Source organism: Sulfolobus acidocaldarius SUSAZ, from assembly GCA_000508305.1.
Taxonomy (GTDB): Archaea; Thermoproteota; Thermoprotei_A; order Sulfolobales; family Sulfolobaceae; genus Sulfolobus; species Sulfolobus acidocaldarius_A.
In genome coordinates this window covers 599,532-621,802 of record CP006977.1, presented here as the reverse complement: position 1 = coordinate 621,802, position 22,271 = coordinate 599,532, and the positions used below count along the sequence as shown (strand labels likewise).

Annotated in this window: 27 protein-coding genes; 13 read left to right on the top strand and 14 right to left on the bottom strand. The window is 34.2% G+C overall.

Annotated elements, in window-relative coordinates; genetic code table 11:
• Positions 1–869 precede the first annotated feature (869 nt).
• Positions 870–2,111 (top strand): phosphoglycerate mutase, encoded by a 1,242-nt coding sequence (locus tag SUSAZ_03795; GenBank protein ID AHC51186.1) that lies wholly within the window; start codon positions 870–872, stop codon positions 2,109–2,111.
• Positions 2,112–2,163: 52 nt separating this feature from the next.
• Here the strand turns inward: SUSAZ_03795 and SUSAZ_03790 are convergent, their stop codons facing one another.
• The 6 genes from SUSAZ_03790 to SUSAZ_03765 are packed head-to-tail and all read right to left on the bottom strand — an operon-like array spanning position 2,164 to position 5,733.
• Positions 2,164–2,700: a hypothetical protein gene (locus SUSAZ_03790; protein ID AHC51185.1), complete on the bottom strand. Its 537-nt coding sequence runs from the start codon at positions 2,698–2,700 to the stop codon at positions 2,164–2,166.
• Positions 2,673–2,879 (bottom strand): DNA-binding protein, encoded by a 207-nt coding sequence (locus SUSAZ_03785; protein AHC51184.1) that lies wholly within the window; start codon positions 2,877–2,879, stop codon positions 2,673–2,675. Before SUSAZ_03785 ends, SUSAZ_03790 begins: the two co-directional genes overlap by 28 nt.
• Positions 2,879–3,430, bottom strand: coding sequence for a DNA-directed RNA polymerase subunit E' (locus SUSAZ_03780; protein AHC51183.1), 552 nt, complete (start codon positions 3,428–3,430; stop codon positions 2,879–2,881). Before SUSAZ_03780 ends, SUSAZ_03785 begins: the two co-directional genes overlap by 1 nt.
• A 4-nt stretch (positions 3,431–3,434) precedes the next feature.
• On the bottom strand, positions 3,435–3,851 hold the full coding sequence (locus SUSAZ_03775) for a nucleotide binding protein PINc (GenBank protein ID AHC51182.1): 417 nt from the start codon (positions 3,849–3,851) through the stop codon (positions 3,435–3,437).
• The gene (locus tag SUSAZ_03770) at positions 3,833–5,083 is read right to left on the bottom strand and encodes a translation initiation factor IF-2 subunit gamma (protein ID AHC51181.1); all 1,251 of its coding nucleotides are present in this window, start codon (positions 5,081–5,083) and stop codon (positions 3,833–3,835) included. The genes SUSAZ_03775 and SUSAZ_03770 overlap by 19 nt, the downstream gene beginning before the upstream one ends.
• A gap of 8 nt (positions 5,084–5,091) precedes the next feature.
• Positions 5,092–5,733: a 30S ribosomal protein S6 gene (locus SUSAZ_03765; GenBank protein ID AHC51180.1), complete on the bottom strand. Its 642-nt coding sequence runs from the start codon at positions 5,731–5,733 to the stop codon at positions 5,092–5,094.
• Positions 5,734–5,796: 63 nt separating this feature from the next.
• On the opposite strand from SUSAZ_03765, the gene SUSAZ_03760 reads away from it, so the two are divergent.
• Positions 5,797–6,168 (top strand): sirohydrochlorin cobaltochelatase, encoded by a 372-nt coding sequence (locus SUSAZ_03760; protein AHC51179.1) that lies wholly within the window; start codon positions 5,797–5,799, stop codon positions 6,166–6,168.
• Here SUSAZ_03760 and SUSAZ_03755 read toward each other — a convergent pair.
• The 4 genes from SUSAZ_03755 to SUSAZ_03740 are packed head-to-tail and all read right to left on the bottom strand — an operon-like array spanning position 6,142 to position 9,338.
• Positions 6,142–6,603 carry a 30S ribosomal protein S15 gene (locus SUSAZ_03755; protein ID AHC51178.1) on the bottom strand — a complete coding sequence of 154 codons (462 nt, stop codon included), beginning with the start codon at positions 6,601–6,603 and terminating at the stop codon, positions 6,142–6,144. The two genes, SUSAZ_03760 and SUSAZ_03755, sit on opposite strands and share 27 nt — an antisense overlap.
• A gap of 5 nt (positions 6,604–6,608) precedes the next feature.
• The gene (locus SUSAZ_03750; GenBank protein ID AHC51177.1) at positions 6,609–7,628 is read right to left on the bottom strand and encodes a methionine synthase; all 1,020 of its coding nucleotides are present in this window, start codon (positions 7,626–7,628) and stop codon (positions 6,609–6,611) included.
• Positions 7,621–8,595, bottom strand: a complete 975-nt coding sequence (locus SUSAZ_03745; GenBank protein ID AHC51176.1) for a 5-methyltetrahydropteroyltriglutamate--homocysteine methyltransferase — start codon at positions 8,593–8,595, stop codon at positions 7,621–7,623. Before SUSAZ_03745 ends, SUSAZ_03750 begins: the two co-directional genes overlap by 8 nt.
• Positions 8,595–9,338: a DNA polymerase gene (locus SUSAZ_03740; protein ID AHC51175.1), complete on the bottom strand. Its 744-nt coding sequence runs from the start codon at positions 9,336–9,338 to the stop codon at positions 8,595–8,597. The genes SUSAZ_03745 and SUSAZ_03740 overlap by 1 nt, the downstream gene beginning before the upstream one ends.
• Before the next feature lie 37 nt (positions 9,339–9,375).
• Between SUSAZ_03740 and SUSAZ_03735 the strand changes: the two genes are divergently transcribed.
• Positions 9,376–10,680 (top strand): cobyrinic acid A,C-diamide synthase, encoded by a 1,305-nt coding sequence (locus SUSAZ_03735; GenBank protein ID AHC51174.1) that lies wholly within the window; start codon positions 9,376–9,378, stop codon positions 10,678–10,680.
• On the opposite strand, the gene SUSAZ_03730 is transcribed toward SUSAZ_03735, so the two are convergent.
• Positions 10,651–11,415, bottom strand: a complete 765-nt coding sequence (locus tag SUSAZ_03730) for a membrane protein (GenBank protein AHC51173.1) — start codon at positions 11,413–11,415, stop codon at positions 10,651–10,653. The two genes, SUSAZ_03735 and SUSAZ_03730, sit on opposite strands and share 30 nt — an antisense overlap.
• A 61-nt stretch (positions 11,416–11,476) precedes the next feature.
• Between SUSAZ_03730 and SUSAZ_03725 the strand changes: the two genes are divergently transcribed.
• From SUSAZ_03725 to SUSAZ_03700, 6 genes are read left to right on the top strand one after another with little or no spacing between them, the layout of a single operon-like run.
• Complete coding sequence (locus tag SUSAZ_03725) at positions 11,477–12,040, top strand: hypothetical protein (protein ID AHC52448.1); 564 nt, start codon at positions 11,477–11,479, stop codon at positions 12,038–12,040.
• A gap of 40 nt (positions 12,041–12,080) precedes the next feature.
• Positions 12,081–12,743, top strand: coding sequence for a 3,4-dihydroxy-2-butanone 4-phosphate synthase (locus SUSAZ_03720; GenBank protein AHC51172.1), 663 nt, complete (start codon positions 12,081–12,083; stop codon positions 12,741–12,743).
• A complete protein-coding gene (locus tag SUSAZ_03715) occupies positions 12,740–13,210 on the top strand; it encodes a riboflavin synthase (protein AHC51171.1) in 471 nt (156 codons plus the stop codon). The genes SUSAZ_03720 and SUSAZ_03715 overlap by 4 nt, the downstream gene beginning before the upstream one ends.
• Positions 13,188–13,658 carry a 6,7-dimethyl-8-ribityllumazine synthase gene (locus tag SUSAZ_03710; GenBank protein ID AHC51170.1) on the top strand — a complete coding sequence of 157 codons (471 nt, stop codon included), beginning with the start codon at positions 13,188–13,190 and terminating at the stop codon, positions 13,656–13,658. The genes SUSAZ_03715 and SUSAZ_03710 overlap by 23 nt, the downstream gene beginning before the upstream one ends.
• Positions 13,655–14,314: a GTP cyclohydrolase gene (locus tag SUSAZ_03705; protein ID AHC51169.1), complete on the top strand. Its 660-nt coding sequence runs from the start codon at positions 13,655–13,657 to the stop codon at positions 14,312–14,314. Before SUSAZ_03710 ends, SUSAZ_03705 begins: the two co-directional genes overlap by 4 nt.
• Positions 14,311–15,399: an N-ethylammeline chlorohydrolase gene (locus SUSAZ_03700; GenBank protein ID AHC51168.1), complete on the top strand. Its 1,089-nt coding sequence runs from the start codon at positions 14,311–14,313 to the stop codon at positions 15,397–15,399. Before SUSAZ_03705 ends, SUSAZ_03700 begins: the two co-directional genes overlap by 4 nt.
• Here SUSAZ_03700 and SUSAZ_03695 read toward each other — a convergent pair.
• Genes SUSAZ_03695 through SUSAZ_03685 form a run of 3 tightly spaced genes read right to left on the bottom strand, consistent with a single transcriptional unit; the run spans position 15,363 to position 17,772 of the window.
• Positions 15,363–16,115 (bottom strand): DNA polymerase, encoded by a 753-nt coding sequence (locus tag SUSAZ_03695; protein ID AHC51167.1) that lies wholly within the window; start codon positions 16,113–16,115, stop codon positions 15,363–15,365. The two genes, SUSAZ_03700 and SUSAZ_03695, sit on opposite strands and share 37 nt — an antisense overlap.
• Positions 16,112–16,429: an RNA polymerase Rpo13 subunit HTH domain protein gene (locus SUSAZ_03690; protein AHC51166.1), complete on the bottom strand. Its 318-nt coding sequence runs from the start codon at positions 16,427–16,429 to the stop codon at positions 16,112–16,114. The genes SUSAZ_03695 and SUSAZ_03690 overlap by 4 nt, the downstream gene beginning before the upstream one ends.
• 2 nt (positions 16,430–16,431) lie before the next feature.
• Entirely contained in the window at positions 16,432–17,772 is a 1,341-nt protein-coding gene (locus SUSAZ_03685) for a hypothetical protein (protein ID AHC51165.1), read from the bottom strand.
• Positions 17,773–18,172: 400 nt separating this feature from the next.
• Here SUSAZ_03685 and SUSAZ_03680 point away from each other — a divergent pair, with 400 nt between their 5' ends.
• The 4 genes from SUSAZ_03680 to SUSAZ_03665 all read left to right on the top strand — a co-directional run bounded on the left by SUSAZ_03680 (position 18,173) and on the right by SUSAZ_03665 (position 22,271).
• Positions 18,173–20,908: a helicase gene (locus SUSAZ_03680; GenBank protein ID AHC51164.1), complete on the top strand. Its 2,736-nt coding sequence runs from the start codon at positions 18,173–18,175 to the stop codon at positions 20,906–20,908.
• 44 nt (positions 20,909–20,952) lie between these two features.
• The gene (locus SUSAZ_03675; protein AHC51163.1) at positions 20,953–21,243 is read left to right on the top strand and encodes a 50S ribosomal protein L14; all 291 of its coding nucleotides are present in this window, start codon (positions 20,953–20,955) and stop codon (positions 21,241–21,243) included.
• A 1-nt stretch (position 21,244) separates the two neighbouring features.
• Positions 21,245–21,499 carry a tRNA pseudouridine synthase A gene (locus SUSAZ_03670; GenBank protein AHC51162.1) on the top strand — a complete coding sequence of 85 codons (255 nt, stop codon included), beginning with the start codon at positions 21,245–21,247 and terminating at the stop codon, positions 21,497–21,499.
• 64 nt (positions 21,500–21,563) lie between these two features.
• On the top strand, positions 21,564–22,271 hold the full coding sequence (locus SUSAZ_03665; protein ID AHC51161.1) for a pseudouridine synthase: 708 nt from the start codon (positions 21,564–21,566) through the stop codon (positions 22,269–22,271).

The window sequence follows — 22,271 nt, the reverse complement described above, 5'->3', positions numbered from 1 at the left end:
GGACTGGATTACGTTAAGCAACAACTAAGAGAGGCTGTGGAATGGCCTTTGAGATTCCCTGAGTTATTTACTAAGTCAGGTGTAACACCTCCTAAGGGTATTTTGTTGTTTGGTCCTCCTGGTACTGGTAAGACTATGCTTGCAAAGGCTGTTGCAACAGAGAGTGGTGCAAACTTCATAGCAGTAAGGGGACCAGAAATACTATCAAAATGGGTTGGGGAAAGTGAAAAAGCAATAAGAGAAATATTCAGAAAAGCAAGACAAGCAGCACCAACAGTAATATTCTTCGACGAAATAGACTCAATAGCACCAATAAGAGGACTATCAACAGACAGCGGAGTAACAGAAAGAATAGTAAACCAACTACTAGCAGAAATGGACGGAATAGTACCATTAAATAAAGTGGTTATAATTGCTGCTACTAATAGGCCTGATATTTTGGATCCTGCTTTGCTTAGGCCTGGTAGGTTTGATAGGTTGATTTATGTTCCTCCGCCTGATAAGACTGCAAGGTTTGAGATTTTGAAGGTTCACACTAAAAATGTGCCATTGGCCGAAGATGTGTCACTTGAGGATATCGCAGAAAAAGCAGAAGGATATACAGGAGCAGACCTAGAGGCTCTAGTTAGAGAAGCTACTATTAACGCCATGAGATCTATTTACTCTATGTGCGATAAACAGTCTAGAGATGAATGCAAGGGTAACATGGAATGCTATCAAAAGCACATAAAAGAATGCATGAACAAAACCTCATTTAAGGTAAGTAAAGAAGATTTCGAAAAAGCCTTAAATGTTGTAAAAGCTTCCCTTACTCAAGCTGATATACAAAGATATGAGAGATTTTCAAAGGAGCTAAAGAGGGCGATAGCATGAAGCAATATAAAATTCTCTTCTTCATTGCAGATGGTCTAGGAGACCGTCCTGTCACTAAACTAGAACATAAGACGCCTCTTGAGGCCGTGGAGAAACCAAATATAGGTGAATTACTTAAGAACTCTATAGCTGGGTTAATGGACCCTATATCCCCTGGAATAGTACCAGGAAGTGATACATCTCATTTAGCTATCTTTGGAATAGATCCATTTAAGTATTATAGGGGAAGAGGAGCGTTTGAAGCTATTGGAGCTGGTGCAAGACTCAAAGCAGGAGATGTAGCTTTTAGAGGGAATTTCGCAACTGTAGACAGTAACCTTACTGTGGTAGATAGAAGAGCGGGAAGGAAGGTTGATGAAGCAAAGGAGCTGGTGCAAGAGTTAAACACAAAGATTGGAGAAATAGACGGAGTTCAAGTTAAATTCTATCACGGCACAGAACATAGAGTAGCAGTTGTACTTAGTGGTAAAGGCTTAAGCGATAAAATCAGCGATACTGATCCTCATGAGACTGGAGTTAAAGTTAAAAAAAGTGAGGCAACTGAGGATACGAGAGAGGCTAAGATTACTGCTGAAGTTCTCAATAAACTTACAAATAAAATATACGAAGTGCTCTCTGGTTCAGAATTAAATAAAAAAAGAATTGAAAGAGGAGAGTTACCTGCAAATATAGTACTTCTTAGGGGGGCTGCACAATATGTTGAGCTACCCAAATTTTATGATTATACTAAGATTAATGCTGCAGCGGTATCTGCAACAGCGTTAATAAAAGGTATATGTAGCCAAATTGGAATGAATGTAGTTACTCCCAAGGGAGCCACAGGCGGGCTAGATACTAACTATATAGGTAAAGCAGAAGAAGCGTCGAAATTACTTAAAGAATACGACATGGTATTTCTTCACTTAAAAGCTACTGACGCAGCGTCACATGACGGAAATATTGAAGGTAAATTGTATGCCATAAGTATGATAGATAAAATGATAGGAAGAATATTGGACACTTATGGCTCAGAATTAATAATAGCTATCACAGGAGATCATGCAACTCCTGTTGAGGTAAAGGAACATACAGGTGACCCTGTACCTTTCCTGCTATACGTTCCATATAATATAGTGGCTGATAGCGTAAACGATTTTAATGAAAAGCAATTACATAAAGGGTCTCTAAGAATAAAAGGGTTAGATGTAATAAATCTATTACTGAACTACTCATATAGATACGAGAAATTTGGAGCATGAAGAGGCTCGAAAGGTCTGAAATTATGATGACCCCGCGCAGGTCGGATTTAGTTTAACATGAAGTGATCTGAAATTTTTTGAAAATCTCCAAAACTCTTCTTTTAATAAAATCGTTATTCAGCATTAATACTACGCCTGCATTAGGTTGACCGTATATTATCATATCACCAAAATTGCCATATATTATTACAGGAATAACCAAAAGATCCTCCTCTCCATCAACCATTAAAATCCTATCCTTTTCATTATAAACTAAAATATCTTTTATCACTCTTATAGTTGAAAGCCGTATAAGACCAGGTTCATTTTTAACTTTTAAGTATTCAAATTGTCCAAAATTTTCTTGAACTAACTTTCTCTTAGTTTTACCATCTACTATCGCCAAAAATGGTCTGATATTGAATTTAAGTATAGTTTGGGTGACGACATCGCCTACTGTTATTAGCCTACTGTTGGACATATTTTTAAGAAATTGCTTTAATTTATTTTCATTAATAAAAAGAACCCCATATGGTTTGCTAAGTTCTGCCCTTAAATTTCTTGGCAAGATAAAGCAAAGATCTATTTCACTATTATTGCGTATCTCCAAGGAGTTGTAGCCCCAAACATCTGTCCAACTTCTGATTTCTCATTTAGTATTATTATCATGCCATTCCACTCATCACTAAAGGAAGACGAATGACAAAGGGGACATATACTTGTTTCTGGAGGTACTAATGCTCTACAGTTTTTACATGCCTTAAAACTGGTACCCTTCTTCTCCGACATCACTTACTCGCCTTCGCAATTTCTTGATTTATCCATTCTATTTTCCCTAAATAGGGTTGCTTCATAGTTAATGCTATTCTAGGAAGTCTCCCACTACTCATAGATGCACTAATTATCATTGCTCTTACTCTATCACCTTTTTGTATGCTCTTCTTACTCTTCTCACCTATTAATATTCCTCTATTAGAGTCAAACTTCAAATTGTCATCAGTTATTTGAGATATATGAACTAGACCATCAACGGGACCCATATTAACATAAACACCGTAATTGTCGACTTGGCTTACTTCTCCTTCAATCACTTCATGTATTACAGGTGAATAAACTAACATATCAAATTCCACTTCATGATACGTAGCACCATCACCGAATATAATGAAACCTTCTTCACTAGCCTTAGCGTTTACAATACCTAATACAACACCGATATCTTTAATGAGCTTCTCCTGATATTCTTGCCTTAAAATTTTTATAGCGATTTCATCAACAGACTGACCAAAATACTCAGGGGGAATTCTAACAATACCTTTAGCTCTAACTAGCTTAAACATCAAACTAGATAATAAAATTAAGACTTATATTTTTACCTTTTGGTACGAGGTATATAACCTTTATTCCTTCTTTTAGTGCTCTGTTCTTCAATATCCTGTCTGAAGTGAAAATTATAAAGTTATACTGCTTGCATAGCTCTAATAATAAATTGTCCACTAGGATATTATCACCTTCCTCTATTAGTGTCCATGAATTCTTATTGGTCTCTAAATATAACATTGCGACTCTGGCTCTCTTCTGTTTTATGACACTTTTCTCCTCATTCAAAAACTTATCAAGCTCCATGATAGTAGCCTTTGAGACATAAAATTCAGGCTTATATTCAAGATAAGAAATTACCAATTCAAAAGGATCAATACCGTCATATACGTTCATAAGAATATTCGTGTCTACTAAGATCTTTAGCTTATTATTCCCCATCCTATTAATCTCCATCTTCCGCCTATTTGCCTACTAACTACTATTCTCAAATTCTTGTCCCATAATACTATAGGTCTTTTAAGTTCTACCTCAACTCTACCTCCCTTTACAGATTTTGTAACACCTATAGTGGTAGCTGAACCAAAGCTTATCATAAGGGATTCCTTAGGTCTTATGGAATCAACCTTAACTAATTCCTTTGTTCCTACAACTCTCTCTAATAACTGAAAATTCTCAATGGTCACTTCGGTTACTACTGGTATATCCCTATCAGCCTTCACTGCAACACTACCTATCAAATTGTCAGCCTTGACATATGATGGATCAAGTTTTGTTCCTATTGCTACTAATCCACCAGGTTTAGCTTCTTCAACCTCTAAGTCCATAAACCTTATAGATGATACTGTAGTATAGAGTGGAATATATTCAGCTTTTCCATCAGGTTTCTCAATCCTTATACCTGGCAATATCTTTATTTCGTCTCCTACCTTAAATTTACCTTGGATTATACTGCCCCCTATAACACCACCGCTCAACTTGTCATAACTGGTTCCTGGCTTATTTACATCAAAGCTTCTTATTATGAGCATTATTGGATCTTTACTCAAATCTCTCTCAGGTGTAGGTATATGATCCTGTAATGCACCAATAACAGCATCTATGTTAATCTTATGTAGCGAGCTTGCGGGAATTATAGGCGCATTTTCAGCCCACGTACCCTTCAGAAATTCCCTAATCTGTTTATACTGCTTTATAGCTTCTTCTCTACTTACTACATCTACCTTATTTTGAACTATTACCAATCTCTTAACATCAACTATACCAAGAGCGACAAAGTGCTCCCTAGTTTGTGGTTGAGGAAATGGTTCATTTGCAGCCACAACTAAAATTGCACCATCCATCAATGCAGCTCCGGAAAGCATAGTAGCCATTAATATCTCATGACCTGGTGCGTCTATAAATGAGACCTTTCTTAAAAATTTTGGTTCTTCACTAGAATTGCATTGTGAACATGATGGTTCAGTTACATAACCATCTGGTAATTTACAAGACTCACATAAACCTATGTTAGCTTCGGCATATCCCAGTTTGATTGTCATGCCTCTTTTTAGCTCTTCAGAATGTTTCGAAGTCCAAATTCCAGTTAGAGCCTGGACTAAAGTAGTTTTACCGTGGTCTACATGACCCACAACACCTATATTGGCTTCAGGTTGTACTCTTGGCCATGCCAAACGGATCATCACCTAATCATTATAGTATTAATTTGAACTATTTCAGGAGTTATCATATTCCCCCTGACAGTTCTCTTTCTCCTTAATCCATCTTCTTTAGGATAATAGCCTGGTGGACCACTAACTAGTATTTTTCTCTTGGCTCCGCCTCCTACGTCAAATCTCATAGAGAAGCCTGAGTTATCGGAACCTCCAGTTATCTTTAATTTAAGATTAATACCTGATACATTAATATCTATAACGTCAGCGATTTTAGTTCCAACCAAATTAGGTAATTTAGACTGATCTAAAGATAGTTGAAAGGCTCTAGTCCTATATGCTAAAGCCTCAAACTCTTCAGCACCAAATTTTTCTGCCATAGATTTTGATATCCACACTTCTCCGTCAGGCACTGTATTATCTACTTCTATCTTAAAATGACCTTTAATCTTTACTTTTTTATCACCTTCTTGCTTAGTTATTTCCAGTGTCAGAAAATCATCTAAGTTTAAAGCCTGTTTAATTTTATCATTAATTCTCGCCAAAGGTATGGCTTTTCCTTCTTTCTCACCCTGATTTGATTTAACCTTATCGGAAGCTTTTACTTTTAGTTTTTCCCTCTTATCCTCTTTCGTTTTGGGATCAGATACCACAATCTTAAAGTCAGGCAATATTTACCACTATTAAGGTAAATTAAAAAACAAGTATTTAAAATCGAAGTCGAAAGTTTATCTATGATAGGATTATTATTAGTGCTTCATGGAAGCAAGATAAAAGAGTGGCAAGAAATTGTAATTAATTATGCAGAGGAACTAAAACAACATTTTCCACTGGTAGAGTATGGATTCATAGAAATTAATGAACCTAAAATTGATGAAGCCGCTAAAAAGTTAGTAGAGAGAGGTGCTGATACAATTGTTGTAGTTCCATTACTGTTTGCTGCTGGCATGCATTTCAAGAGGGATATACCAAATCAATTAAAGGAGACGTCTAATAAAGCTAAGATCATTATAGCAGAACCAATAGGATTCGATAAAAGAATAGTAGATATACTTAAGGAAAAAGCAGAAAAGGCTTTATCAGTAGAGGGAACCAGTTACCAATAGTTCGGCTTTGGCTGGGTCGTAACTCCACTCTTGTGATAACTTGCCTGTTTCTTTGTAATAACTTGCTAATCTTCTTATCTTGGATTCAACTTCCTCCAATCCACGTTTAGCACTTTTATCCTTAGGGTATTCAAATAAGTGACGTCTAATGTTTACTGCCCTTCTCATAAGATTAAATAGATCTTCAGGTATCTTAGGCTTCATATTCCTATCCTGAAGAATTGCCGTAAGCTTCCTCCCCGTTATTTGTTTTACTAAAGGCACACCATACTGATCTCTCAACACCATTCCTATCATGCTAGGCGGATAGCCTCTCTTTGCTAACTCCTCTACTAATAGCTCTACCTCCTCTCTTGTGAACCTCACCCACTTAGGAGGTCCGCTCCTAACAGGTCTTATTGAGTGTGAGTTTCCCTTTGCCCTCTTCTTATTCAATCAGCTCACCTATTAATTAATGGCTTGAGTGTAGTATTTGTGTAACCTTTCTTTTTAAGTTCTTCTCTTACAATCAGCGTACCTTTTACCATATTAATAAGTTTCTGGAGAGCTATTTTTCTTGGAAGTAATTTTAAACCACAATCAGGATTTACCCATATCATTTCAGGTTTAAAATACTCGAGTAATTTTCTCAGATCTTCAGCTACTTCTTCCACACTTTCGATTTTCCTGTTGTGGACATCTATTACCCCTACTCCGATCTCCCTATCCCATTTCTTAAATAATTTCACAGGTGTATAATTGTAGTTCTTTAGGGCAAGATTAATTTGATCAACCTTCAATTTGTCCAAGTGGGGTTCTAAATACGAATATTCACCATAGCATACATGTAAGACTACTTTAACATTTACACCTTTAATAGACTCATTTATTGAATCAATAGCCCATTCAACATCTTCTTTTCTTGTATGTATAGCAGGCTCATCGACTTGAATAACCTTTATCCCTATATCAACTAAGTTCTTTATTTCTTGATTTATAACCTTAGCGAGGTCGAAAGCCATGTCCCTCTGAGTTTTATAATACTCGTTATAAGACCATTCTGAAATAGTATATGGTCCAGTAATTGTTACTTTAAGATTCTGCGTATAAGACACGCTTTTAGCAAAGTTTACTTCATCTAAAAGCATAGGATTGTTGTACTTTATTTTTCCAGTAACTGAAGGTTTCCTATAATAATGATCTCCCCAAACTCTAACGTGTCCATAAAATTTAAATCCTGACAGTCTCTCTGCAAAAAACTCCACCATTTCGTCTCTTCTCATTTCACCATCAGTTGGAACATCAATCCCTGCTTCTTGATGATCCCTAACTACTGTTACAACTGCATCATTAAATGCCTCCTCAAGATCCTCCTGGTTAACCTTTCCAGCTCTGTGTAGTCTAATAGTTTCCCTTAGCCACTTTGGTCTAGGATAACTTCCAATAACTGTGGTAGGTAAAATAGTGATTTCATCAGACATTTGCGACCAACCTCTTAGTTTTTTGAAGTAATTTAAGCTTTCTCCTCACCACAATCTCAGGTATGAAATCATTGAAACTCGAATTACCAATAATCAAACTTTTAGCACCTTTCTCATGAACTTTTTCAATTATCCTTCTAATGGTAGATATTTTATCCATTTTAGTATTTCTTGAGTCTATTACTCCTAGATAGACATTCATATCTTTCACATAACCGTATAATCTTCCAAGTTTAGTCTTGTTCTGTTCTGTTACGTCGAATCCAAAATAATCTGCAGGCAAGTTTAGTAAATACTGAATTCTATCAAACCTAATATCAAAATATGTTAAAACGTGTTTCTCCTTATTAATTCCATTAAACAGTTTTTCATATACTTGCTGAGAACTTTGAAGTAATCCTGCTTTAATTCCTTTCTGAAACAATGAAGGTTCATGAACCTCTACAACATCGTAATAGTCAATTAAGTCTCTCAATAAGCTATTAGTACTTTTAGCATAATCATCAATTATGTTTCCAACATCATCATAATAATTGTTTTCAGCCAGCTGTAGGAAAGTTAATGGACCTAATATTACTATTTTAATTTTTGACTTTAGATCCTTAGAAATTTCTTTTACTCGCTTAAAGTACTGTACATAGTCATTTTGAGATTTATAACCTAACTTTTGATTTATCACAATCTTTCTATAGTAGAAATTATTATCGAAAAACCTCTCCAAAGCGCCTTTTTCTACACCCTCTAGAAAAGATGTCGTGAGATCAGCAACATCATCCCATCCTACCATACCGTCTGTAGTATAATCTAGCTCGTATTCCTTTACCTCTTCTAAAATTCTTTTTTCAAACTTGATTAGCTCTTCATATGCCTTACTTTTCTCTATCTTGCCGCTTTTGAGCCTAGATATTACCTTAGCTATCTTTACAGGTTTAGGGTAGCTTCCTACTAATGCAGTATAAAATTTCATCAGGATAGTTTGGGTGCAAGTAAATAAGTAACTTTCCCTCCTCCTTCCATATTAAATTCCAATTCTAAAGGCTTCTTGGTAGAGAATGCTAAGCTAGTATAATCTGAAAGATTTGTCAAAGATAAGATATCACTGAGGTAATTTACATCATATGGAGACTCAGCCTCATTCTTAAACTCCATATCAGAAATAGCTCCAGTATCCTTGCTAAATTCATTTTCTATTTGACTACCCTCCTTTCCCTCCCCTTTCAAAATAACTCTATCCTCCACTGCAATAATATCCACTGTATCTGTTACTGCAGATATCTCGTTAATTGTAGTCTTAAACGCTTTTGATGATAATGAGGCTTTAACTTCAAATTCTAAATTAACTTCAGGAACCTCGGGCGGGGATACCTGAATATTATTTATTATAAACACTCTATTTAAGGCACCGCCTAATGTTATTTTAACCCTTTCAGGAGAATCAGACTCTATTGAAATTTCCTCTTTTCTTTTGGCGACACTCAAAATTTTAGCTAAGTACTGGCTGTTAAAACCAAATTTAAATTCGTCTTCTACTTCATACTCCTTGAATAGTTCTTTATACAATTCAATATTAATTAAGGATACATGCGCCTTGTCTACAGCCACTAGTCTTATGCCGTCTTGACCTATTTCAAACAAACCCTCATCTATAAACTTAGTCAAAGTCTCCACTATGTTTTTCAAGTCTCTTACGTCATCATAAACTATACGCATAATTAACAATTTATCTGACATAACTTTATTTTTTATCATGAGGTTTCCCCGTATTATTATTTCCTCTGATAGAAGTAACTCAGGTAAAACGTTAGTTACAGCCGGGCTAATCAAAGTATTATCGAATAGATATAAGGTAAGAGGATATAAAGTAGGTCCAGATTTTATCGACCCTATGTATCATAAAATAGCTAGTGGACACCCAGTGATAAACCTAGATTTATGGTTAATGGGAGAATCAGGGGTATATTCAAGTCTCACAAAATATGGTAAGCACTTTGACGTTGGAATCATAGAAGGAGTAATGGGTCTTTATGATGGATTATACGAAGATTATAGTACATATAAATTATCTGAATTGACTCATACACCTCTGATCCTTGTGATCAACTGTAGCAATCTATCTTCTACAGTTGGAGCTATAGTTAAAGGATTGAAAGAATACAGAAACGCTAACGTGAGAGGTGTAATATTCAACTACATTGCGTCTGAGAAACATTTAGACTACTGCAAAAAATCGATACCTGAAAACGTTGAAGTACTTGGGTATCTCCCTATAGATAAGAGTCTTTCTATACCCAGTAGACATCTAGGTCTTTATACCACGGAGGATTTTAAGAACGCAAAGGATGTCATTAATGCAACAGCTAACTTGATTGAAATGAATGTAGATGTTGACAAAATAGTGGAAATTGCAGAGGAAGCAAATGAACTACAGGACTCAAATGAAATTGAGGAACGAAATATAGTAGGTAAGGCTTATGTGGCGTATGATTCAGCGTTCTCGTTTTATTATAACGAGAATATAGATATTTTAAAAAAGAGGTATGACGTGGAATTCTTTAGTCCACTTAATAATGATGCCCCAGCTGACCAACCCTCCTTTATTTACATAGGTGGTGGATATCCAGAGTTACATTTAGAGGAACTCGAAAATTCTACTAGAACTAAGGATTGGATAAAGAGAAACGTGGAGAAAGGAGTAAAGCTTTTAGCGGAATGTGGTGGATTCATGTTTTTGTCAAACGAAATAATAAATGAAAAAAGTTACAGAATGATAGGACTATACGATATACAGATAAAGGCAAAGGATAAACTGACTATTGGCTATACCGAACTTGAGACGGAAAAGGATAACTTACTTTCCATCAATGGAGAAAGTATAAGAGGACATGAATTTCATGTATCGAAAGCTATAAGTGTTGGAGATGTAAATTTTGCCTTCAAAAATAAACATGGAAAGGGCATATGGAATGGAAAAGATGGAGTTTACGTGGAGAATAGTTTAGGATCTTACTCACACTTCCACTTTTCAAGAACTAGAAGATTGTTGTCTTTTTAACTCTAATCTCTTTACTCTGTTTATTGCGTCCAATATCCTATCTATATCATTACTATATAGTCTTAATTTATATGGAAGTTTTAGAGTAGTAGGAGATATTTCAACGTACTTCTTATCCCTGTTCTCTAATATAGATGCATTTACGAGATGTCTAGAGTGTAAAAATACTGCACTTCTATCAGTTGAAACTATACCTTTTTCAGTTATCTTGTATGTAAATGGTGCCATTATTTCCATCATTTGAACCCTCATTATTCTTCTGTTAACAAACATACCAAATAGGAATAATGCTTCTGAATAGACTAGGAATACTATCAATTTTTGTATCTGCGTCACATTACTAACATATCTGAGAACTACAAAATTATAGAATATTAGTATGACTATCAAGTAAACAAACATTATTCCAAATGATTTTAGATTAGCACTAGTTATTGCTTGGAACTTTTTAATATACTCCTCATCATTTTGTATTAACTCACCAGCCTTCTTCTCCTCAAGTATAGTTCGTGCATTAACTATCTCTGAAAGGTATTTCCTCTCAGATAGCATAGGATTACTTCTAGCCATTAAAGTAGTCATTATTATGAAGTAAATTATCAAATATGCAATATACACTGGCAAGAAATATTTCGAATAAAGAGACAGTACAAAAGATATTATAACTATAGAAGTTTGTGATAGTAAAATCATTTTCCAGTTGTATGGATTGTAAGGCTGATTTTGATTAGACATATCAACTATACACTATTTATCAAAGCTAATAAAATATACGTTAAAATAAACTGAACTATAAATGAGCAAAAAAATCCTTCCGCTAATACTCTTAATCATAGTCATATTGCCATTGAGATGTGATATCCTATTTGGGTATACGTCATTATACTCGAACACGATATCTTATCCTGGATTACCTGAATTCGAGATAAAGATAATTCAAAATTTCACTTATAAACCACTAGATATAAACTACTCCATAGCCCAGTCTGGAAGTATAGTGTTGTCAATTTCTAATAACGTATCTCCATTGCGTATCATCTACCCTAAAAATCTAACTTTAATTATCAATAGCCAGAATTCAACTTTGAGCATTGTATTAACTGGTAATGCAATAATAAATTATTTCAGTCAAAATAATGAAACAAATATAGATATCGTAAGTAACCCTCAGAACGCTACTATTATTATTTATTTTACCGGTAGCGAAAGTGAATATAATAGTTCTAATTTTCAGCAGGGAAACGAAACTACACACAATATAGAAAGTGGTGGCATATTAAATACAGATTATATTTTTATTATTATAGCTGTAATTGGCATAATAGTATTTTTAACATTAAGAAGATATAAAAACAGATAGTACATACGCTTAAATATTTTAGATTATTATGTATTAAACAATGCTGGATAGGATCACTTTAAGAAGGCATTTAGAGCAAGGTCTTCCTATTTTAATATATGATTTTGATGGAAGAGAAGAGGAAACAGATATGGTTTTCTACGGAGAGAAAGTGACATGGAAAGTAATTAATACTCTAAGGACACAGGCAGGCGGATTAATATGTTATGTCACCAGCAAGGATATAGGACAACAGATCGGCATTACTTTTATCTCCGAAATAATAAAAAATAATTATCCAAAACTTTACAAAAGACCAAAATATGGGGATGAGCCGGCATTCTCGTTATGGGTAAACCACATCGATACAAAGACAGGAATAAGTGATGAAGATAGGGCTAAAACTATAAGAGAATTACATACAGTCATAGAATTAATTGAGAATAATAACATAGATGAAGCAATTCAAAAATTCTACAATGAATTTTATTCACCAGGTCATGTACCAATTTTACTTTCTAGGGGTTTATCGACAAGAAAAGGACATACTGAACTGACAATGGCTTTATTCAGTTATTTAGGATTAAAGAAAAGCGCTATAATAGCAGAGATGCTAGATAACAATATAAGTTTATCGAAAGAAAAATCGCTCATTTATTCCCGAAATAATGGGTTTCCTTTGATAGATGGGAAAGAGATTATTAAGGAGGTGGTAGGACTATGAGGAGAAAATATGGCGTAGCAGATACTACATTTTCTAGAATAGATATGGGCGCAATTGCAATTAAGACTATTACAAAGGAAGACCCTGAAGCAGAAATAGTAAGATATACGGTACCAGGAATCAAAGATTTACCTGTCGCTGCAAAGAGATTACTGGATAGCGGCTGTGAGGGGGTAATTACACTTGGGTGGGTTGGAAAAAGTATGTTAGATAAATATAGTTATTTAGCAGCAAGTATAGGTTTGATAACAACTCAAATAATTACAAGTAAGCACGTAATAGACGTTACAATCCATGAAGATGAAGCCGAGGACGAGGAGCAACTTAAAAATATAGCAATAGACAGAGTAACCAAGCACTCAATAAACTTAGTTAAGTTAATAAGAGATGGTAAAAATTCACTAACACCTTTTGCAGGAAAAGGTTTAAGACAGGGTTATGGAAATGCAGGACCAATTGAAGATTAATTTAGGTATAGTAGTAAGTGAATTTAATTATGATATAACATCTTTAATGTTGCAGAGAGCCTTATCTCATGCAGAGTTTCTTGGAGTTACAGTGAAAGTCGTAGTGAAAGTTCCTGGAAGCTATGATATGGCTGTAATAGTTAAAGAACTGCTAAAGAGAGATGAAATAGACGGAGTAGTAACTTTAGGAGCTGTAATTAAAGGTGAAACTAAACACGATGAAATAGTTGCAACGCAGACTGCAAGAAAACTAATGGATTTATCAGTAGAATATGGTAAACCTGTCACTTTAGGAATAATAGGGCATGGAGTTACCCATGAGCAGGCTGTTGAAAGAATAGAAGAATACTCCATGAGGGCAGTAGAAAGCGCTGTTAAATTAATTAAAAGATTAAAAAAGCTAAGAGAAATAGACCTTACAAAGGAAACTAACGTGAGCATAGAATGAAAACTATAATATTAGATTTAGTGGGATATAAGGAATGGACAGAAAGTCTGGGATGCGATAGGGAATGGAGAATACAAGCTTTTCAGCATTATTTTGCATCCATTCTATATAGTAAATTAGCTGAGGTTAATGCTTTCCCCATACCAATTAGATATGACTCTTACATTGTATTAGTGGATGGTGTAAAGGAGAAGGAAGTGCTTCATGTAATTAGAGAAGTGAGTGAAAAATATTCACCAACGAAAATGCAAATTTGTAAAGGATATGGTGAAACAATCTATGAATCAATATTCAATTGCGTAGATACATTAGATGATAAGCCTGATGATAAAATAGTTGTAGCACATTATGATATCAATGGTATAACAAGATTAGATAAAAGAACAGCTATGCAAGAAATTGAAGAACTAAAGGGTAATGTATTTTCTTTGTCGGAAAAAGTTGGCGGGATAGCTTATTATTTTGGTGGAGATAATGTAGGTCTCTTTGCCAGCAAGAAAGATTTAGATTCAATGCTTACTATTACTAATTTATATGATAACGTAAAGACTGGAATTGGAATAGCAGAGAATCCCAGAAAAGCCTTAATGAAAGCAACTACTGCATTGGAATACGTAAGAAAAAATAGGGAAATAAAATGGAAAATTTTAGAATAAATGTAGGTGCTGCTTTTTTAGGGTCTGAATTTGATTACGTTGAAAAGGTAAACGTTGAAATTTCTGATGGAATAATATCTCACATAGGTCACGGATATGACACTAATGCAAAAGATTTTAGAAATTTCATTCTATTTCCCCCATTAGTAAACTCACATACACATACAGCCGATTATTCATTCCCTGAGTACGGTATTAGACAAAGCATTAAGGAAGTCGTAGGTGACCCATTAAGTCAAAAATACACTTATTTTAAGTCAATAGATCCAAGTATTATACGCAATGGCATAGAGAATTTTATAATAGATTCACAGAAGTTTGGTGTCTTAGCAATAGTAGATTTTAGAGAACAAGGTATAAATGGTGCCAAATTGGTCAGTGAGCTCAGAAGACGAAATGATATTAAGTACATTATCTTAGGAAGATTGGATTTCTTTGATACTTATGAATTGAATGAGTTGTCTAAAATTACAGACGGCTATGGACTCCCTTCAATTTCCTCAAATAGTAAACAGGAATTACTTGAGATTTTTAATGCTTTTTCAACCAAGATAAGAGCAGTTCATATTTCTGAGACCTTAAAACAGTATCTTTTGGATGACTTTAGATACATCACTGAATCCTATAAGCCTAATCTCTTAATTCATGCAACTCATTTTAAATATCCTGACTTTCGGGAATTAGGAACGTCAGTGGTATTTTGCCCAAGGAGCAACATGTGGTTTGGTGTGGGAGTTCCTAGAATAGTAGACGCAATAAATGCAAACATAAATATCCTTTTTGGTACAGATAATGCAGGTCTCCTTTCTCCAAACTTATGGCTAGACCTAGAATTAGGTCTATTAATAACTAGGATTCAAGAACCAATGTCCGATTATTCAAAAGAAATTTTGAGAGGAGCTACATATAATGCGTATAAACAATTTAACTTAAATTGGGGTATAGAAGAGGGAAAAGAAGCGAAGTTTGTACTTATAAGTGGAAATACAATATTTAATGCTGTAAACAAACATATTGCTATTATTAAGAGAGCTTCTGGTAATCTCATCTACGATAATCTGGGTGCTATCCAAAATATAAGCTGACCACCAGACTGCACTGGAGCTTCTATTTTCATCGGAATATTATTTCCAAATCTAACTGTTAAGTTTTCAGAGAATGCAGAAGCCCTAAGTGCAGTTTTTAGTACCTCAACACCATATGATGATTTTCCACTTGATTGTATTTCAAGCCCCTTTAGAGGCTTATCCATTACCAAATAAGCTTTGTATCCTCTTCCACTTTCTTCTGTGCTAAAGATTATTTGGTTATCATTACCTTCAATCTGAATCTGCTCACTTATACTGCTGGCTTCATCCACAACATTTTTTATTATATTTCCACTGCAAGTAAAAGATATAGTTAAGCCAACTTTTGGTTCAACTATATTTTCTATATTAGTTATTTTCTCGCCCTTGAGGTAAATAGAACTCTTAAGTCCAGTTTTTTCGTCTCTTACTGTTATCTTCATCCCAGCATCTGTCTCCTCTATATTTATTACTGCGCTCTTACTCTTAGCTTTATTAAGAACTTTCTTCAATTCATTTAACTGTATTTTTATCCCTAGTGGTTTTTCTATAATATATTCTTCCATGTACTCCTTGGATATTTTAAGTAAAACCATCAATGTTTTATCTTCAGTTAAGTATCTTGATATTACTTCCTCTTCGGTAAAGTATAAAGTTATAGAATCGGTTACATTAGATACGCCTTGAATAATATCATAAAAATCTTTAGCACTGCCATATATTGCTTTAATCATTCTTCTTCCTCATCAGATTTCTTAGTCACTTTTCCTTTTTTAGGCTTTTTCTCTACTCTTCTTTTCTTCTTATCGGCTTTTGAGTACGATCTAGCTACGTCATCAAACATTTTTTTAGCTTCCTCGATACTTAATTCGTTCCTTAATAGTTTGTCCCATATTTCTGTATCTTTTAGTAACATCTCAATATCTGAAATAGTGACTGTAGAAAACTCTCCCCCCTCATCATCCTCTTCTCTGCTAATTTCTTCGTGCTTTAATTCTGCCTCAGTTTCTTCCGGCTCAGGCTCCTTTTTAGAATCGTCCTCAGACATAATTACTCACCAATGTCAGCCTGAACTAAATATATAAATCTACCTAATAAATCCCTTACAATAAAAAATCCTCTGGGTAATTTTTGTAAAGTCTCATATACAGCTAAGTACATGTCATTATCTTGTCCACCAAAATATCTACTCAAATATTCCGATTCTCTAGGTTCCAATACATTTAATACAAAAGTAAGATATGCATTTCCAAACAGATCTTTGACATAATCTACTGTCTGCGAAATTACCACAAAACCAAACCCGAACTTTCTCCCTTCTGAAAATAATCTTTTAACCAACTCCCTTGATGAATCCTTACTCAGTAGAAATGGTGCTTCATCTATGATTATCATTTTCCTTACGTCAGGAAACTTCTCCAAGTACATGTAGCTCTGTATTGCCTTAAGAATAGTCTCCATTACTATGTGTTTAACCTCATTGGTTGGTATAGTAGAAAAATCAAGTACATAATTCTTTTCTAGGATATCAGTAATATTGACGTTATTTTGGGTAAATATTGTAGAGGAAAGAAATATCAAATAAGGTTCTATTGACTGGTATTTGGATATATCCTGTGAAGTTATGGCGGCTTTTTTCTTACGTTCGAGCAAGAGAAGCAAATCCCTAAAATTTGGCGTAGGATTCTTCCATGTGTCTATATCATCAGGATCTATTCCTTTCTCCATATAAGCCTCAAGTATTAGGTTAGATAGCTCAATTGTCTGGATATTGCCCAGATTAAAGAGACTCTTGAGCATGTAACTTACTTCTAATGCTCTTTCCTTTGGACTTCGACCAAATAGACTTAGTGGATTTATGGTAACTTTTGACATATCAATTTTAACTGCATTAGGAATAGAATATTCTCCATGAAGATCAAATATGGTAAATGAGACGTTAAGCTTTTTTGAAATCAGAGTAGCCAAACTGGACTTGCCCGATCCGCTTGTACCTATAATTATTGAGTTGAAATTTTTAGAATTACTAAAGTTAACACAAAAATCCTGATTTAATTTTATCCACTTGTACTTAGAAGTTGTGATGATATTGTCTAAAGAAGAATCTAGAATGCTACCCTTAGATAAAACTCCAACTATTTTACCTATGCATATACCCTTATTTTCAGTGTGAATTTTTGGAGAAATCGAATAAGGAAAGATTATCCATGAAAGAAGAACCAACGGAACATCTGTAACCTCTCCAAAAAATGAAAGACCGATAGAAGAAAGAAGTGAACCAAAAAATAAATAATAATTTTTAAGAAGAATTAATTCAACTACACTTATGACTAAAGAAATAGCGAGTCTCTTGATAGAAAACTTATGACCGTAAGTTCTTATCTGATCCAACCATGAATCTGATATATTCCTTCTTATAATCCACGTAATTATTGAAATGAAAAATAAAAGATAAAAATATCCTATTAGACTTGGCAATAGAACATTTGTTAGGAATGAAATTGTAATATTACCTGCTATAAGTTGATAAATGAATAATTGAACAGGAAAATAGGAAAATGAAATAATTAAGGAACCAGTCAAAATAAAGATTATTACTCCATTTATAGCTATAATAACACTTATGAGATATAAAGTGAATATATATAGATTTATATTTGAAATATTCAAATATCCAGTATTAACTAAATACGTAAATATGAGAAATTCAAGGACTAAAAAGACTATTATTATAATGTGTTTTCTCAACATATCTTATATTAGTCTCAGAAATAAGGTTATTATGTAGTTTATGATAAGTGTTTCTCAGACATTTATCAATAAGTTGAACGAACTTGGCTATAAGAGTCTTACCCCTATACAAAAAATAGGAATACCAATTATACTTAAGGGTAAGAACACTATTGTTATTGCACCAACTGGCTTTGGAAAAACAGAAACTGCTATTTTCCCAGTTTTTTATAAAATACTAAGCTCAAATACTGAGAAAATTTCTACTATATATATCACTCCGTTAAGAGCATTAAATAGAGATCTTGAAGATAGATTAAGTAAGATAGGTAGTGTATTAGGAATAAAAATAGCGATTCGACACGGAGATTCGACGGAGAGGCAAAGAAAAAGGATCTTAGAAGATCCACCTGATTTACTTCTCACAACACCTGAAACATTACTCTATTTACTAGTAAACCAGAAAATAAGAGAATTACTAGGAAATATAAGATGGATCATTATAGATGAATTACAAGAAATGCTTGATGAGAAACGGGGTTATGAATTACTTTTAGCTATTCAAAGATTAAAGAGGTTAAGTAAGCATGAAATTCAACTAATTGGACTCTCAGCAACAATAGGCGATATCGAATTAGCGAAGAGGTTTATTGGAAGGAATGTAGAGGTCGCTGAATACAATACCAGAAAAGATGTAAAAATAGAGCTGGTCATACCAACAGTTTCAAAGGATCTTGCTGAGTTATCATATAAGACAGGCTTACATCCAGATACGCTGGCTAGAATAAGAGAACTTGAAAGATTGATAAGAGAGAATAGACCAGTTCTTGTTTTCACTAACGTTAGAGAGAGTACAGAATTTCTAGCCTCTGAATTATCAAAATTGTCTCAACTAAAAGTGAGAACACATCATGGATCTCTATCAAGAGAAATAAGATTAGAAGCTGAAAAAGAATTTAAGACTGGCAATCTTGATGCATTAATAGCCACTTCAAGCTTAGAACTTGGAATAGATATAGGAGCAATAAATGGAGTAATTCAATATACCTCTCCAAAGCAAGTTATAAGACTTGTACAAAGAATCGGAAGAAGTGGGCATTCAATAAATAAAGTTTCTAGTGGTTTTCTATTACCTTCTCATGATATTTTTGACATATTAGAATGCAAAAGTATAATTGACAATTTAAAGGAAGGATACCTAGAAAAACCAATAGTAGAACCTAAACCTTATGATGTTATGGCCCACGAAATAGCAGGTCTAGTACTAGAAGGCATTACAGATAAGAAAGAAATCTTTAACTTAATCAAATCATCATTTCAATACAATGACTTAACAGAAGAGGAATTTGAAGAAACATTAAGTATACTTGAATCTGCAAGAATAATTAGAAATAATAAAGATAAGATATCACCGGCAGGAAGATTATGGAGGTATTATTACAGTACAAATATGATACCGGATTCTATAAAAGACTACATAGTCATAGACCATATTTCTAACACTAAAATAGGAACGTTAGACTATGAATTCGTGGCTACACTGGACGAAAATACCGTATTCATACTGGGAGGAAAAATTTGGAGAGTAGTATCAATAGAGGAAAATCGTATTTATGTCGAAAACGCACAACTAAAAAGCGGAGTCTTGCCAAGCTGGTTTGGTGAATCAATACCAGTTGAAAGAGAAATTTCCATTAAGGTCTATGATTATATCGAAAGAATAGAAAGAGGAGAGCAAATAGACCTACCAAAAGAAATACTCGAAAAGATCTCTTCGTTACTAGAAGAGCAAAAAAGACGAGGATACCCTGTTCCAACTAAAAGTAAAATCCTTGTAGAAATAAACAATGATCTAATAGTTTTACATGCAGGATTAGGAAGTAGAGGTAATAACACCCTAGGTGCGTTACTATCACTTTTATTAACCCAAGTAAAAGGAGTGAGAACTACATATAGGTGTGATCCCTATCATATAGCAATAGCCTCTTTAGTTCCAGTATCAAAGGAGGAATTTACAAAAGCAATAAAAATACTAAATAGTTTAAGTTCTAGTGAATTTGAAGACCTTCTAAAGAGGGCTATAAAAGAAAGTCCACAATATAAATGGAAACTCTTGATTGAAGCGGAAAGATTCGGTCTTATAGACAAACAAAAAACCGATATAACATTCTCGCAGACTCTCCTTAAAGCTTATACTGATACCTTAGTTGGAGAAGAAGCAGTGAAAGAACTTATGTATAAAAACTACGATGTAACACTTAAGGAATTCCTAACTCGACTTACTTGGGAATGTATAGAAGTACCAGGCTTCTCCCCACTAGCTAAAGAATTCCTTAACAAACTATTTGTTGCAGCACATTCAGATGAAAAAGGAGTAATGATAGAGATCTTTAAACGTAAATTGTTAAATAATAAGGTTAAAATAATTTGTATGGTGTGCGGGTGGAATAATATATATTATGCTGCTGAGGTACCGGATAGATGTACCAAGTGTGGCTCAATATTCCTAACCGTAACTGATGAGGATGATAAAGAAAGTGTCGAAATTGTTAAAAAGGTCATTAAAGGTTCAAAGATCTCGAAGAACGAAAAAAAGAGATTTGAAATACTTCAGAATATCTCATCAATGTTTTCAACTTACAAAAAATATGTCGCCATAGGATTAAGTGCAAGAGGAGTAGGAATAAATAACATTGGGAAAGTTCTTAATAAGCTCAGTGATGGAGAGGACAGGTTTTTTGAGAGTCTACTTGAGGAGGAAAGAAAGTTTTTAAGAACACGCAAGTACTGGCAGTAAGTTTATATTTTTATACAACTCTTGTTTTTTAGGTTAGGTAGAATATGCCTGCGATAGAGATTGGTAGGATTTGTGTAAAAACTAGAGGCAGAGAAGCTGGTAAAAAATGTGTAATTGTAGATATCATAGATAGTAATTTTGTCCTAGTAACAGGACCAAAAGAGATTAATGGAGTCAAAAGGAGAAGAGTTAATATACTTCATATTGAACCAACAGACAAGAAAGTAGAAATAAATAAAGGAGCAACAGATCAAGAAGTAAAACAGGCTATAGAGCAATCAGGTTTGACTGATTTTATAAAAGAGGCAGTTAAACCGAAAATACCTGTGATTTAGTATGATTTATGAATTTATAAACAAGATAGATTCTTTTTGTAGTTATGAAAATAGATGGAAAATCTTGAGAGAAGAAGACACTGAGGAGAAATTTGGCTTTTATGCAGATAAGAGACCAATCGAATCTTTGATAAAAAACTCCATAATCAATCTAGATAAACCACCTGGTCCAACAAGCCATGAGGTAGCTTATTGGGTAAAAAAGCTTTTTAACATTACCAAGGCAGGACATGGAGGAACCCTAGAACCCGTATAACGGGTGGGGAAATCCCAAGGTTACCGGAGTATTACCGATAGGATTACAGAATGCAACAAAATTAATGAATTACATTAGCAAGAGTGGAAAGGAATACATTTGCTTATTACAAATGCACTGTAATGTAGACCCAAAGGAGTTAAAAGAAATAATAAGCCAATTCGTAGGCGAAATATATCAGAAACCGCCAGTAAGATCCTCAGTAAAAAGAAGGATAAGAAAAAGGAGAATTTACGCCATCGATATTTTAGATATTCAGGATAAATTAATACTACTAAGAGTCGAGTCTGACGCAGGAACTTATATGAGAAAATTGTGTCATGATGTAGGTGTTATAGCAGGCTGTGGTTCACATATGAGAGAGTTAAGAAGAATTAGGTCTGGTATATTTACAGAAAAAACTAATATGGTTACACTCCAAGAAGTTTCAGAATCATTATACCTATACAGAAACTGTAAAGATGAGAGTGATTTGAGGAGAATTCTACTCCCTATGGAGTACGGGGTATGCGGAATTCCAAAAGTTATAGTGAGCGATACGGCAGTAAACGCAATAACGTATGGAGCTAAATTAAACCTACCTGGTATACTGGCTTATCAGAACTTTCGTAAAAATCAAGACGTAGCGATTCTAACTCTTAAAGGTGAACTTGTGGCTATAGGAGAGAGTATTGTAGAAAGTAAGCAATTAGAATCTGGTAAAAAAGGCGAAGTTATAAGGCCTAAAAGAATTTTTATGGAAAGAGACATATACCCAAAAAGTTGGAAATGA

Excerpts from the sequence above, each read along its gene's own strand:
- SUSAZ_03795 (AHC51186.1), top strand. The coding sequence starts at position 870 with ATGAAGCAATATAAAATTCTCTTCTTCATTGCAGATGGTCTAGGAGAC.
- SUSAZ_03785 (AHC51184.1), bottom strand. The coding sequence starts at position 2,879 with ATGTCGGAGAAGAAGGGTACCAGTTTTAAGGCATGTAAAAACTGTAGA.
- SUSAZ_03780 (AHC51183.1), bottom strand. The coding sequence starts at position 3,430 with ATGTTTAAGCTAGTTAGAGCTAAAGGTATTGTTAGAATTCCCCCTGAG.
- SUSAZ_03775 (AHC51182.1), bottom strand. The coding sequence starts at position 3,851 with ATGGGGAATAATAAGCTAAAGATCTTAGTAGACACGAATATTCTTATG.
- SUSAZ_03760 (AHC51179.1), top strand. The coding sequence starts at position 5,797 with ATGATAGGATTATTATTAGTGCTTCATGGAAGCAAGATAAAAGAGTGG.
- SUSAZ_03750 (AHC51177.1), bottom strand. The coding sequence starts at position 7,628 with ATGTCTGATGAAATCACTATTTTACCTACCACAGTTATTGGAAGTTAT.
- SUSAZ_03745 (AHC51176.1), bottom strand. The coding sequence starts at position 8,595 with ATGAAATTTTATACTGCATTAGTAGGAAGCTACCCTAAACCTGTAAAG.
- SUSAZ_03740 (AHC51175.1), bottom strand. The coding sequence starts at position 9,338 with ATGCGTATAGTTTATGATGACGTAAGAGACTTGAAAAACATAGTGGAG.
- SUSAZ_03735 (AHC51174.1), top strand. The coding sequence starts at position 9,376 with ATGAGGTTTCCCCGTATTATTATTTCCTCTGATAGAAGTAACTCAGGT.
- SUSAZ_03730 (AHC51173.1), bottom strand. The coding sequence starts at position 11,415 with ATGTCTAATCAAAATCAGCCTTACAATCCATACAACTGGAAAATGATT.
- SUSAZ_03725 (AHC52448.1), top strand. The coding sequence starts at position 11,477 with ATGAGCAAAAAAATCCTTCCGCTAATACTCTTAATCATAGTCATATTG.
- SUSAZ_03720 (AHC51172.1), top strand. The coding sequence starts at position 12,081 with ATGCTGGATAGGATCACTTTAAGAAGGCATTTAGAGCAAGGTCTTCCT.
- SUSAZ_03715 (AHC51171.1), top strand. The coding sequence starts at position 12,740 with ATGAGGAGAAAATATGGCGTAGCAGATACTACATTTTCTAGAATAGAT.
- SUSAZ_03710 (AHC51170.1), top strand. The coding sequence starts at position 13,188 with ATGCAGGACCAATTGAAGATTAATTTAGGTATAGTAGTAAGTGAATTT.
- SUSAZ_03705 (AHC51169.1), top strand. The coding sequence starts at position 13,655 with ATGAAAACTATAATATTAGATTTAGTGGGATATAAGGAATGGACAGAA.
- SUSAZ_03695 (AHC51167.1), bottom strand. The coding sequence starts at position 16,115 with ATGATTAAAGCAATATATGGCAGTGCTAAAGATTTTTATGATATTATT.
- SUSAZ_03690 (AHC51166.1), bottom strand. The coding sequence starts at position 16,429 with ATGTCTGAGGACGATTCTAAAAAGGAGCCTGAGCCGGAAGAAACTGAG.
- SUSAZ_03680 (AHC51164.1), top strand. The coding sequence starts at position 18,173 with ATGATAAGTGTTTCTCAGACATTTATCAATAAGTTGAACGAACTTGGC.
- SUSAZ_03675 (AHC51163.1), top strand. The coding sequence starts at position 20,953 with ATGCCTGCGATAGAGATTGGTAGGATTTGTGTAAAAACTAGAGGCAGA.
- SUSAZ_03670 (AHC51162.1), top strand. The coding sequence starts at position 21,245 with ATGATTTATGAATTTATAAACAAGATAGATTCTTTTTGTAGTTATGAA.
- SUSAZ_03665 (AHC51161.1), top strand. The coding sequence starts at position 21,564 with ATGAATTACATTAGCAAGAGTGGAAAGGAATACATTTGCTTATTACAA.